This is a genomic window from Parasphingorhabdus pacifica, assembly GCF_054779195.1.
In genome coordinates this window covers 133,472-145,734 of record NZ_BAAGYS010000015.1, presented here as the reverse complement: position 1 = coordinate 145,734, position 12,263 = coordinate 133,472, and the positions used below count along the sequence as shown (strand labels likewise).

The following is a 12,263-nucleotide window of genomic DNA, read 5'->3' as shown; positions in this document are numbered from 1 at the left end:
GCGCTGTGCGCCGCTGAACAGCACTCGTAACGGATTCGGGAGGACGACGGTGTGTTCACGATCCGGTCCGGGCCGGTCCGGGTGCGGACAACACTCGACGGTTGGTCACCCTGGCGTGGGCGGCGATGTCGCGCGGGTGGCCGACCCACGGAGCGGGGATGCCGCCGGACAGTTTCGGCGTGGCGCAGGGAACTTCACCGGATGAGGTGATCTTGAAACCGGGTGTCCCACGACCGCAGTAAGGTCGATGCGGGCAGGAAGACTTTCGAATAGCAGAATGCCTGGTCATTCAGGGTAAGAATCAACCGAGGCTCGATTGGCGAAGTCCTTGGTGGAGTTCGGACGCTTGTTAAGCTTCGAGCGAGGACGTCGCCGTCGTAGGTGCGGCTCCCGGTGAGTTTTCCGACCTTCGTAGTGATGTGTGGACCGATGCCTGTTTCTTGAGGGGTGAGCCGCGGTGTCGAAGTGGTGTCCTTGCCCACCGGACTGGTTGGTCGGAGCCGCTGGGGTCGTTGCTCGCCGCAGGGGGGTCGAGAAGGCGTCACCACGGAAATCGATGAACGCGTCAACGGGCGGAAAGTGGTCGTGTGACATTCGGTCGGCAAGCTGTTGTTGCATTCGTGTGTTGGGAAAGTCGGCATGACGAGGACTGTGGATCAGCGGCAGGTTCCTGTTGATGGCGGTGCATCCGAAGAAGTATCACTGCGCACGCGCCGATGGGACGCGCCGAAGCGGATGACGTCTCCGGAACGACGCCTGTCCGTTGATCTCGTCGTGGTCGGGCTCGGCTACGTCGGACTGCCACTGGCCGTGCGTACCTGCGCAGCCGGCCTGACGACCGTCGGACTGGACATCTCCGCCGACGTGGCGTCCGGGCTCAACGCCGGTCGATCCCACGTGGAGGACGTGTCGGACACGGTGGTCGCCGGCATGCTCGACAGCGGCTTCCACGCGTCGACAGACCCCTCGGTGATCGACCGTGCCGACACCGTCGTGCTCTGCGTGCCCACCGGATTGACCGAGGACGGGGAACCCGATCTGACGGCGGTGCGCGATGCGGCGCACACCGTGGCCGCCCACATGCGCCCGAAAGCTCTCGTGGTGCTGGAGTCCACGTCATACCCGGGTACCACCGAGGAAGTCGTGCGTCCGATCCTGGAGGGCGGAAGCGGACTCACCGCGGGGGAGGACTTCCACCTGGCGTACTCGCCGGAGAGGGTCGATCCGGGGAACAAGTCCTTCGACGTGCGCAACACGCCGAAGGTCATCGGTGGTGTCACACCCCTGTGCGCGAAACACGGCGTGGCCTTCTACGGCCATTTCGTCGACACGCTGGTGGTGTCGAAAGGTGCACGCGAAGCCGAGATGGCGAAGCTGCTGGAGAACACCTACCGGTACGTCAACATCGGCCTGGTGAACGAGGTTTCGCTGTTCTGCGACCGGATGGGCATCGACGTGTGGGACGTCCTGCACTGCGCGGGGACCAAGCCGTTCGGATTCGCCTCGTTTCATCCGGGACCAGGTATCGGTGGGCACTGCATCCCCGTGGACCCGCTGTACCTGGCGCACAAGGCCAGTAGCGAAGGGTTCTCCTTCAATTCGATCGCCGCGGCGCGGGACATCAACGAACGGATGCCCGAACATGTCGTGGCCCGTGCGGACAAGCTGGTTCGAGGCCGCGGGCGGAGCCTTTCCGGCGCCAGGGTTCTGCTGCTCGGCGTGAGTTACAAGCGGGACACCACGGACATGCGGGATTCTCCCGCTTTCCCGGTGGCCCGCGGATTGCTGCGGCACGGCGCTGACGTTTGTTACCACGACCCGGGTGTCCCCTCGTTCACCGTCGACGAGACCGCGGTGTCCAAAGAGGAGTCTGTCACGGATGCGCTGGAATCGGCCGACATCGCCATCCTGATGCAGGACCACTCGTGCTACGAAGCGGCACAGCTGGTCGCATCCGGGTGCCCGTTGCTCGATACCCGGGGAAAGCTGTCCGGGGAGAACGTGACGCTGCTCTGAGGAGAGCGGGCCGGGAAGAGGTCTGCGGCGCGGGCACTGTGAATCACCGCGTGGTGCGGCAAACTTACGTTGTGCCACCGCATTCCGCAGTCAGGGACCGACGAGTGCTCGATTGAAGAGCTGCTCGCCGGCGTGCGCGCGTTTCACTACGGCGACCTCGACATCGAGCTGCTGAGTTGACCGGCGCTCCGCGATTAGCGAACTGCCGGTGCCGAGTGGACCGGCAGTTCGCCTTTCCCGGATCAGCTCGCGGGCACCAGTGCCGGGACGAACGAGACCGCTGCCTCCACCTCCAGACCGAGGTCAGCGCCGCTCACCGGTGCGTCTACCTGGATGAGGACGTTGTAGTGATTGGGGAAGTGGCAGGCGTCGAAACCGAGCACGGTGCCGACCCGCCGATCGCCGATCCACAACTCATCGCCGCGATCGAGCACTCCTGCCGCGTCGAACTCCGCGAATCCGAGGAAACCGACGCGGTCGATTCGAGCTCCCCCGTCGGTTTCGCGGTGGTCGGTCGTTACCAGTTCGTGTACCTCGCCCTGCCGGACACAGCGGCTCGCGTGCGGCTCCAGGCTCATCCCACGCCGGTCCCGGTGGTGCAGCAACACCTTCACCACCGTGCCGACCAGCGCGCGCTTCGGACCGTCCTCCTCCGGATTCACGTGAGCTCCCTTCCCGGCGCCGGAGCACCGGATCGTTCCGTCCGATACGTTTCCGCGACCAGTTCCAGCACCGACAAGCCACCGTCACCGGCCCTCGTGCCGGCGAGGGTGGTCGCGAAGTCCTCGAGTATCCCGGCGTACTCGTGCCACAGCGAAGATTTGAATCCGGGGTACCCCGCCAGCATGTCCGCCCGAACCCGGCTTCCGTCGTCGAGATGGACCTCGACGTCTTTGACCTCTCCCTGATGTGACCAGTCCAGTTCGACAGTGGCCGGTACGCCACCGGCCGAAGCCAGCTCGATCACGGCTCGCCGGTCGGTGCCATGCCGGTCGCGTCCCACGGCGGCGTGCACGATTCCGGCCTCGCCCAGCACGAGGTGGACCAGGTCGAAGGCGTTCGGACCGTTGTCGGCCACGCACCCGCCGCCGCACCGCTGCGGGTCCAAATACCAGGTGTCCCCGCCGATGTGCTCCTCGATGAGCTCGAAATACCGGACGGCCATCGACGCGATGTCCCTACCGCGCACTCGTCGCAGCAGTCGCAGCACGTTGTCGTTGTAACGCCGGTGGAAGGCGGTGAACAGCGGCGTGTCGCAGGCGTGTGCCAGCCGCACCAGTTCGTGCCCCTCCGCGAGCGACACCGCCAGCGGTTTTTCCACGCAGACCGGGATTCCCCGGTGCAGGCTGTCCCGGCACACAGCCGCGTGGACGTCGTTCGGCACGGTGACGATCACGGCATCCAGGTCGGTACTGTCCAGCATGTCGCGGTGGTCCTGGAAGCACCGCGTCACCAATCGGTGCGGGGCGAGTGCGGTGGGGCGAACGTCGCACACGGCTCTCAGCTCCCATGCCGGGAGCTCCTCGATCGCACGCAGGTAGTACTGCGAGATCGTGCCGAGGCCGATGACACCGACCCTGCGGGGGCGCGCGGACCCCATCAGCGAGTTCCCGCGGGCTCGGCCTCGCGCAGGCCCAGTTCGCGCAGGTCGCGGCGCACGTGCTCGGGAATCGGCACCCCGTCGCGCAGGCGCTGCCTGGCCCGTTCCGCCTCCCGCCAGCCGGGGTAGCGGACCTCCTCGCCCGGACTCGCCGGTGGGCAGTCGATGAGGGCGGAGAACATGGTGTGCGCGACGTCGCCGAACTCACCGGCGGGCCGAAGCAGGTCGGGTGCGATGGCGAGGACGAAGTAGCCGATGTCGTCGTCGCGACCGTGCGGGCCGCCATCGCCTTGGAGCGCTTCCGGGGCGGGACCGAGTCCTGCTCCCGGCAGCAGGGCGGCCAGCACCTCGACGGCGAGGCCGAGGCCGAATCCCTTGTATGCGCCGGTCTCGGGCGTGCCGCCGAGCCAACGCAGATGGGCGGTGCCGCCATCGAAGGCGCCGGGATCGGTCACCGCGTTCCCGGCGTCGTCGACGAGCCAGCCTTCCGGGATGGTCTCGCCGTTGCTCGCGGCAGTGCGCACCTTGCCGGTCGGCGCCACGGTGGTGCTCATGTCCAGGACGAACGGGTGGTCCTCGAGGGCGGGAGCAGCGATGCTGAGCGGATTGGTGCCCAGCATGGTCAACGCGCCGAGTGGCGGCCGCGCAATGCGCTGCCCCCCGCAATTGCTCGCCACGACGCCGATCATGCCCCTGTCCGCGGCGCGTGCCGCGTGGAATCCGGCGCAGCCGAAGTGCGTCGCGCCACGGACCGAGACCAACCCGATCCCGTGCTGCTCGGCGCGGCGGATCGCGTCGTCCATCGCTTCGGCGGCCGACCACAGGCCGAGGGCGCGGCCGGCATCGACAACCGCGCACGCACCCAGGTCGGTCACGGTCGTCGGCTCGGCGGCCGGATCCACCCGTCCGGAGGCGAACAACGGCAGGTATAGGCGGGCCAGGTTGAACACACCGTGCGAATCGAAGCCGTACAGATCGCCGTGGCACAACGCCGACGCGGCCGTCAGCGCCCGTTCGGCCGGCACGCCGCGCTCGTTGAAGAGCTCGCTGACCAGGGAGTGCAGTGCATCGTACGGCACGAGCGCCGGGCTCGGATCATGCTGTGAGGTCATCGGTCTTCCCCTCTTCGGAAACGGTTTCGCAGCGCTGTTCGGCGAAGTCGGTGAGCAGCGCGAACACGGCGGAGGCGAAGGCGTCGAGTTCGTCGAGGTCGGCGTACTCGCCTGCGGCGTGCGCGTTGTTCCCGTCGAGCGAACCGGGACCCAGCACCGCCGTGTAGACGTCCGGGACACCGTCCATCCAGATGGCGTCGCAGGTGAACGCGGGTTCGTCGTCCGGCCAGCGGGCGACGCCGGCACGACTGAGCAGCTCCTCGGCCCACGAGTCGCTGTTGTGCAGGCTCGGTAGACCGCGTTTGAGCCAGTCCACCCGGGTGATCGCGGTGGCTTCGGCCGCGGTGCGGGCGAATTCCCGCGTGCCGGTGAAGGTGTGACCGAACCGCTCGATGCCGCCGGTCACGGCCTCCACCAGTGCCGTCTCCGCAGCGGATCCTTCCGCCGAGGACGCGTAGGACAGGTTGATGAGCAGCTCCCCGGCTCCGTAGACGCGGTTGTGCAGGTCACCTGTGTGGACACCTGCCACGCACAGCCGTCCCGGGCGGGACCGCGAGTCGAGTCGTTCCGCGAGGTGCTGGGCGAGATAACCGAGGAGCACCGTGGCGTTGTGCCCCGCATCGGGGCAGTCGTCGACGGCGCTGTGCCCGTCGACCCGCACCCGCGCGGTCATGGACGCCGTGGACCGGGGGAGGTAGCGCAGTCCGGTCGGTTCGCAGAAGATGTTCAGTCGTCCTACGAACCCGTCCTCGACCAGTGGCCGCGTGCCGAACGTCCCCATCGCCCCGCCCTCTTCACCCGCGACGGCCTGCACCAGAACGGCGACGTCCCGTCCCAGCGCGGGTTCTGCCCGGACGGCGTGACGGATGCCCGCCAACAGCGCCACGGCCGGTCCCTTGGCATCGATGGCTCCGCGCCCGCTGAACCGTCCACCGTCCAGCCCCACGGGTTCGATACCGGCGACGGTGTCCAAGTGGACGTTGAACATGACGGTCGCCGCGCGGGGCAGTTCCGGACCGAGGCGCAGCACGAGGCTGGGCTGCCGGACGAGGAAGTCGTCGTCGGACGCGGCTCGGTGCACAGTGGAGGGCACGTCTTCGCGCGTCAGCACGTGGGCCGGTGGACTTCCGTGGCGCACGACGTGGAAGCCGATCGCCTCGGCGGCCGCTGCGTAGGTGCGTTGCGCCTGCCAGAACCGCGGCGGCGGGTCGTCCTGGGACGTTTCGAGCAGGCCGACCGTGGGGGTGTCCAGCAGTCGCAGCAGGAGGTCGGTGTCGGCCTGGGTGAAGAGCCCCCGCATCACGGTGTTTCGTGGCTCGGTGCCGCCGTCGCCGGTACCCGCGGCGCGGTCGTGGTCTCGGTGTCACCCAGCAGTCGCTCGAGACTCCGCCCTGCCCGCATGAACAGCTCCGCGGCGGAGGTGTCGGCGCACACGCCGTCGTGCGGGCGGGTGCTCAGGTGCGGTTCGAGCGAGAACGCGCCGGTATAGCCGTGCTCCCGCAGCAGGCGCAGGCAGTCGGACACGCGCGCTCGGCCCTCGCCCGGGAGCACGTAGCGGACGCCCTCGGAGCTGCGGACCGCGTCTTTGACGTGCACGTGCGCGACGTGCGGTAGCAGCGAAGGGAGCAGGTCGATCGCGTCGTAGCGGTGTTCGATGCCGTTACCGGTGTCGAACAGCAACCGGAGGGACGCTCCGCCCGCCTCGGTGATCAGCTGCAGCATCCGGTCGGCATTCGTGCCGGCCCATCCCGAGCAGTTCTCGTGCAGGAGGACGACGTCGTGCTGGGCCGCGCGCTCGGCGAGTCGTGCGATGCGGTCCAGGACGCGGTCGCGCCACTCGGTCTCGGGCAGACCGTCGTTCGGGTAGGACATGATCCGGACGAAGCGAGTTCCGAGTACCTCGCACTGTTCGGCGAGGATGTCGAGTTCGTACAGGTCGTCGGCGAACGGTGCAGTGACCGGGCGGCTCCAATTGCCGATCCGGGATGCCAGGCAGACCACGTCGACGCCTGCTTCGCGGATAGCCCGCACGATGCGGCCGAACCGTCGCGAGTCCAGATCACCGAGCGGTGTTCGGTCCACCGTGCGCAGTTCGATCGCGGACCAGCCGAGGTCGGTGACGGCGGCGATCTGACCTGTCAGGTCGACCGCGGCCTCGTCGCCGATCCCGGAGAGCCGGTGGGGCAAGGGGTCAGCGGGCATGTTCTACCGTCCCTTCCGGTGCCATTGCCGTGTTCCGAACGCTGCGCTGTTTGGCGTCGGCCACCAGGCGGGTGATCTCGCAATGCAGATCGAAGGTGCCGTGATCTCCGCGCGGAGAACGGTGGAAGTGGCGATAGGCGCGTGTCATGAACCGGGTCAGGGCGTCATCGGCGAACACCTGCCGTTCGCCGTCGACAACGAGCTGGGCGTGCTCGTCCTGGGCGCTGATCGGGTAGTGGCCGGTGGCCCGGCCGCCGGTGAAGTCGAGCGTGATCCGGCGCTCCTGAACGGGTGACGTCAAATCCGAGGAGATCTCGCTCGTGGTCCCGTTGCGGTGGCGCAGCGCGAGCCGTGCACTGCCGATCCGAGGGATTACGGCCTGCGCGCAGCGCATATCGGCCAGCTCCGCGTCGACCAGTTCCGCTGCTCCGGCGAGGTGCAGGACCACTCCAAGGGAATGGGGAATTTCCACGTCGAAAGCCGTGGGGTGTCCCTCGGTTGCGAGGGAACGTGCGAATCGGGGCTTGTGCTGGGCGAAGGCGATCGAACGCAGTTCGCCCAGTTCGCCACGGCGGATGACGGCGCCGAGCTTGCCGGTGAGTTCGGCGTCCAGCCAGTGCGCGACGACCGCCAGGTCCAGCCCGTGCCGGCGGCGCAGGTCGCGGATCACGCGGAGCTCGTCGGTTCCGGTGGCGAGTGGTTTTTCCACGATGATCCGGCGGAAACCGTGCTCGGCGAGTTCGGCGAGCACCGCCGCACGCGCCGTGGGCGGGGTGCACACGTGCGCGACGGTCCGGTCCGGGGGAAGCAGCTCGGCGGCGGCGCCGACCGAGTGGGTGGTGACGACGTCGGACTGGCGCTGTCGTGCGTCCGGGTCGGAATCGTACGCGACCACCGGGCCTGGGTGGAACAGTCCGCCGGTGGCGTCCCGCGCCTTCGACAGGGCGCGTAGGTGCAGGCCGGAGCCCGATCGACCGAGGCCGAGCACGAGTGTATGCAGCATGGTGAACGAAGTCCCTTGTGGACAGATAATGGACGCGCCCGTGCCGGTGTACGGGACAGTCCATAAAGGACGTAACAGGGCGGCTCGATCTCGTGTCGACCCTACCGAGCGTGGAAGGCATTCAGAACCCCGGAACATGTCGTGGATCCGCACATCACCGCAATGAGTGAAAATGCCTGGAGGTCGCTCTTGCGAGCTTTCAACGCCGGTCGAGAGTCGGCTACGTTCGGGCTTGTCAAGATCAACCCCGGCCCCTTCAGGAGCGTGGTCATCGTGTCCCGCGGCACCGAAACCCCCGAGGTTCAGGGCCGGACCGCGGCGTCATCAGGAGACCGCGGCACCGGGCCGATTCCGTTCTTCTCCCAAGCTCGGACCTTCGACCGGCTCTGGTCAACCATCAGCGCCCGCGTCGAGGAGGTTTTCGATAACGGAAAGTTCTCCCACGGGCGGCAGGTCGGCGAACTCGAGCGCGAACTCGCCGAATACAGCGGCGCACGCTTCGTGGTGGGCGTCAACAGCGGAACGGACGCGCTGGTACTCCTGTTGCGCGCGGTCGGGTTGCGCCCCGGGGACGAGGTCGTCGTACCGGCTTACTCTTTCGTCTCGACCGCGACATCGGTGGTACTCGCCGGTGGTCGACCGGTGTTCGCGGACATCGACCCGGTCACCTACAACCTCGACCCGGTGGATGTCGCGCGGGTAGCCGGCCCCCGCAGTCGCTTCGTGATGCCCGCGCACTTGTTCTGCCAGATGGCCGACATGTCCGCGCTAACCGACGTTGCCGAGCAGTGCGGGCTGTCGGTACTGGAGGACAGCGCCGAAGGCATCGGGATGCGGCAAGACGGCCGCCATGCCGGGCTGCACGGCATGGGTGGGGTGCTGTCGTTCTTCCCCAGCAAGACCCTCGGCGCGTTGGGGGATGCCGGTGCGGTACTCACCGATGATGAGCAGGTCGCGGAACTGGTTGCCGGGCTGCGCCACCACGGCCGGCTCGGGCGCACCCTCGATCACTTTCCGGGCATCTCCACCGAAACCGGGATCGCGGGCACGAACAGCAAGATGGACGACCTCCAGGCCGCGGTGCTGCTTGCGAAGATGACCTGTCTGGACGCCGACATCGCTCGCCGAGCCGAGCTGGCCGAGGCATATCGGGAACGCCTCTCGTCGATCCCCGGGATCCTCCGGTTGCCGGAAGTCGTCGATGCCGGGCCGGATACGTCGGCCGTGTTCTACGTTTACCTGATCGAAGTCGAGCACCGCGACGAACTCGTCGCCCACTTGGCACAGCGCGGAATCGGCACCGAGACCTACTACCCGGTTCCGTTGCACCTGCAGCCGTGCTTCGGCGGACACGGCCACGCTCGCGGTGACTTCCCCCGCGCCGAGGCCGCCAGCGAACGGGCCGTGGCGCTGCCGCTCTACCCGGACCTGGACCTCGCGCAGGTCGACCAGGTGTGCTCGGCCGTTCGCGAGTTCTGCACCCGGAGGTGCGCCTGATGGCACCGGCGATCCCGTTCTTCCCGGCGGACCTGTTCGAGGGTGACCGCAAGGTCATGCTCGATCTGGTCCGGGAGATCGGCTCAGCGCCCGAGCAGAAGTTCATCCTCGGTGAGCACACAGCGAGGTTCGAGACCATGCTGCGGGAATCGCTCGGGGCGGCCGACGTGGTGGCCTGCGGCAGTGGCACAACCGCGCTCGAACTCGTGCTCCGGTCGATGGAGATCGGCCCCGGCGACGAGGTAGTGGTGCCGGCTTTCGGCTGCGCACCGCTGGTCTCGTCGGTCCTGGCCTTGGGGGCGCAGCCCGTGTTCGCCGACATCGACCGGCACAGCATGGTCGTCCGGCCGGACACCGTCGAGCCGCACATCACCGCTCGCACCAAAGCGATCATGCCTGCGCACATGTTTTCGATCATGGCCGACATGCGCGGGTTCACCGAGCTCGCCGCCGACCGGGGTCTCCGACTGCTCGAAGACTCGGCGGTCGCCCAAGGAGCGGTCCTCGACGGCACCGCGGCCGGGCTGTGGGGTGAGGCGGGTGTCTACTCGTTCGTGCAGGTGAAATCGTTCGGCATGCCGGGTGAGGGCGGCGCGGTCGTGACACGTGACGGCGAACTGGGACGCCGAGTGCGCCGACTGCGCAACCACGGCCAGGAGGGTCGACGTTTCGTCTACGAAGTCGTCGGGACGAACTCGCGGTTCGACGAGATCCAGGCCGCGTTCCAAGCACACCGGTTCGCCGGTTTCCCCGAGCGTCTCGAACGCCGGGCCGCCATCGCCGACTACTACACCGAACGATTCACCTCGCTGGCCGAGCGCGGTGTGGTATCGCCGCCGTCCGGACGTGAAGGGCGGTGCTACTACGTCTACTGCGTGCAAGCCGAGCACCGCGATGCGCTGCGCGATCATCTGGCGGAACGAGGGATCGGCTCGCACGTCTATTACCCGCTGCCGCTTCCTCGCCAAGCCGCGTTCGCCCCGTGTGCTCCGGCAGACGAGCGCTGGCCGAACGCCGAGTACGCGAGTCGGCGGATCCTGGCGCTTCCGATCTACCCGCACCTCACGGACGCGGATGTGGAACGCGTCGCCGACGCGGTCTGCGCATTCGCCGACAGCGCCGCGAATCCGGCGGCCGACCGTGCATCGACGTGAGGGAAGGCGATGACCGCCGCAGGGTCGCGGCGACGCCGGCACGAGCGCGCGCCCAGGCGATCCCGACGAACGACCTGAGGAGCTCACCTTGAAGCCGCACGACATGGGCGTCCTTTTCGACGAGTGCGCGGCGCGCCGCAGTGCGACCACGGTGCACTTGGACCGGCCGTTCGACATCGCCCCGAGCGGCGGCACCGAGTACGACGCGGTCGCGCTGGCGGAGCTGGTTCGCGATGCCGCGGGCTGGTTGTCGGCAGCTGGTGTCGAGCGCGGTGACCGGGTGGCGATCGTCAAGGACAACCACTGGGACTACGACCTGCTCGCCTGCGCCGCGGTGCGAATCGGTGCGGTACCTGCCCAGCTGTCCGCGCAGCTGAACCCCGACACGCTGGCGATCCTGCTCGAACGGCTGGAACCGGCGGTGCTGTTCACCAGTGCGCAGCTGGTCGAGCGGTGCCGAGCTGACGGAATCGACGTGGCCTCGTTCGCCCGCGTCGCGGTCACATCGGACGCCTCGGTGCCGCGCGCGGTGCCCCTCGACGACCTCCGCGGGCAGCAGCCGATCGCGCCGCACCACCGCGGCGAGGACGAACCGCTGGTGATCGACCACACGTCGGGTACCACCGGCGTTCCGAAGCTCGTGGTCCACTCGACCCGGACGATGGTCGGTGCCCTCGCCAGGTTCGAGGCCCGACGGATGCCCAAGATCGGAATTCGCTCCGATGACGTCGTGGCCACCGCCAGCTCCTTCGCGCACGGGCGCACGTTCTGCTGGACCGGAGTGGTGATGAGCATGGCACCGCGTGAGGTCGTCGTTCTTACCGACCAGGATCCGGACCGGGCTGATCCGGTGTTGCGGGCGCATCCACCGACCATCGTCGAAGGGCTCCCGGCCGCCTACGTCAAGTTGCGGCCGTTGACCGAACGGCTCGACAACCCGTTCCGCCGAACCAGGATCTACATCAGCACCTACGACGCCGTGCACCCGCCGACGGTGCGCGCATACCTCTCCGCGAGTCGCCATCCGAGTCCGCTGTGGATGGACGGTTGGGGGCAGACGGAGACGGGACCACTGACCTTCCGCTTTCACACCCGCCGTTCGGTCGCGCGCTCTCGCACCACGACGCACGACATCGGGCACCCCGTCCCGGTCAAGACCCGGATCCGGCTGGTGGATTCGGAAACCTTCCAGCCGGTGCGTCCCGGTCGGGCCGGACTGCTGTTGGCTCGGACGGCGGCGCGCTGCCTGGACTACATCGGGGAGTCCGAACGGTGGGCCGACAAAAGCATGGGCTCGTGGTGGAACACCGGCGACCTCGGCATCCGCCGCTGGGACGGCAGCGTGCGACTGCTCGACCGGGAGGTCGACCGCATCCCCGGCGGGAGCTGCGTGGAAACCGAGGACGTCATCGAGGACCGGTTGCCGGAGGCTTTGGAATGCGTGCTGCTCGCCCCGCCGGGAAAACGACCGCTCCCGGTGGTCGTCACGGTGGAGGGCACGCTGTCCGACCACGCCTGGCAGCGAGCGTGCGCGGGACTGCCTCCCATGCAGGATCCGACGGTCCTCACCTGGGATGCGGTACCTCGCACCGGTACCGCCAAGGTGCGCCGACGAGCCCTGCTGGAGCAGCTGACCGGCAGCGCCGACACCCACGGCATCGGCCGATGGACCTGAGGAG

General features: G+C 68.1%; 10 protein-coding genes. 4 read left to right on the top strand and 6 right to left on the bottom strand.

The genetic code is table 11. The features are described from left to right. The first annotated feature begins 639 nt into the window (after positions 1-639). Entirely contained in the window at positions 640-2,016 is a 1,377-nt protein-coding gene (locus ACYVAN_RS22520) for a nucleotide sugar dehydrogenase (RefSeq protein WP_460962811.1), read from the top strand. 242 nt (positions 2,017-2,258) lie between these two features. On the opposite strand, the gene ACYVAN_RS22515 is transcribed toward ACYVAN_RS22520, so the two are convergent. From ACYVAN_RS22515 to ACYVAN_RS22490, 6 genes are read right to left on the bottom strand one after another with little or no spacing between them, the layout of a single operon-like run. Further along, positions 2,259-2,678, bottom strand: coding sequence for a DUF6917 domain-containing protein (locus ACYVAN_RS22515; RefSeq protein WP_460962809.1), 420 nt, complete (start codon positions 2,676-2,678; stop codon positions 2,259-2,261). Further along, on the bottom strand, positions 2,675-3,616 hold the full coding sequence (locus ACYVAN_RS22510; RefSeq protein ID WP_460962807.1) for a Gfo/Idh/MocA family protein: 942 nt from the start codon (positions 3,614-3,616) through the stop codon (positions 2,675-2,677). Before ACYVAN_RS22510 ends, ACYVAN_RS22515 begins: the two co-directional genes overlap by 4 nt. Then, entirely contained in the window at positions 3,616-4,728 is a 1,113-nt protein-coding gene (locus ACYVAN_RS22505; RefSeq protein WP_460962805.1) for an Ldh family oxidoreductase, read from the bottom strand. Before ACYVAN_RS22505 ends, ACYVAN_RS22510 begins: the two co-directional genes overlap by 1 nt. Beyond that, positions 4,712-6,028, bottom strand: coding sequence for a M20/M25/M40 family metallo-hydrolase (locus tag ACYVAN_RS22500; protein ID WP_460962803.1), 1,317 nt, complete (start codon positions 6,026-6,028; stop codon positions 4,712-4,714). The genes ACYVAN_RS22505 and ACYVAN_RS22500 overlap by 17 nt, the downstream gene beginning before the upstream one ends. Beyond that, on the bottom strand, positions 6,028-6,930 hold the full coding sequence (locus ACYVAN_RS22495) for a sugar phosphate isomerase/epimerase family protein (RefSeq protein ID WP_460962801.1): 903 nt from the start codon (positions 6,928-6,930) through the stop codon (positions 6,028-6,030). Before ACYVAN_RS22495 ends, ACYVAN_RS22500 begins: the two co-directional genes overlap by 1 nt. Then, positions 6,920-7,933: a Gfo/Idh/MocA family protein gene (locus ACYVAN_RS22490; protein WP_460962799.1), complete on the bottom strand. Its 1,014-nt coding sequence runs from the start codon at positions 7,931-7,933 to the stop codon at positions 6,920-6,922. The genes ACYVAN_RS22495 and ACYVAN_RS22490 overlap by 11 nt, the downstream gene beginning before the upstream one ends. Before the next feature lie 273 nt (positions 7,934-8,206). On the opposite strand from ACYVAN_RS22490, the gene ACYVAN_RS22485 reads away from it, so the two are divergent. The 3 genes from ACYVAN_RS22485 to ACYVAN_RS22475 all read left to right on the top strand — a co-directional run bounded on the left by ACYVAN_RS22485 (position 8,207) and on the right by ACYVAN_RS22475 (position 12,259). Next, positions 8,207-9,430 carry a DegT/DnrJ/EryC1/StrS family aminotransferase gene (locus ACYVAN_RS22485; protein ID WP_460962797.1) on the top strand — a complete coding sequence of 408 codons (1,224 nt, stop codon included), beginning with the start codon at positions 8,207-8,209 and terminating at the stop codon, positions 9,428-9,430. Continuing rightward, on the top strand, positions 9,430-10,584 hold the full coding sequence (locus tag ACYVAN_RS22480) for a DegT/DnrJ/EryC1/StrS family aminotransferase (protein ID WP_460962795.1): 1,155 nt from the start codon (positions 9,430-9,432) through the stop codon (positions 10,582-10,584). The genes ACYVAN_RS22485 and ACYVAN_RS22480 overlap by 1 nt, the downstream gene beginning before the upstream one ends. Before the next feature lie 88 nt (positions 10,585-10,672). After that, entirely contained in the window at positions 10,673-12,259 is a 1,587-nt protein-coding gene (locus ACYVAN_RS22475; protein WP_460962793.1) for a class I adenylate-forming enzyme family protein, read from the top strand. Positions 12,260-12,263: the final 4 nt, after the last annotated feature.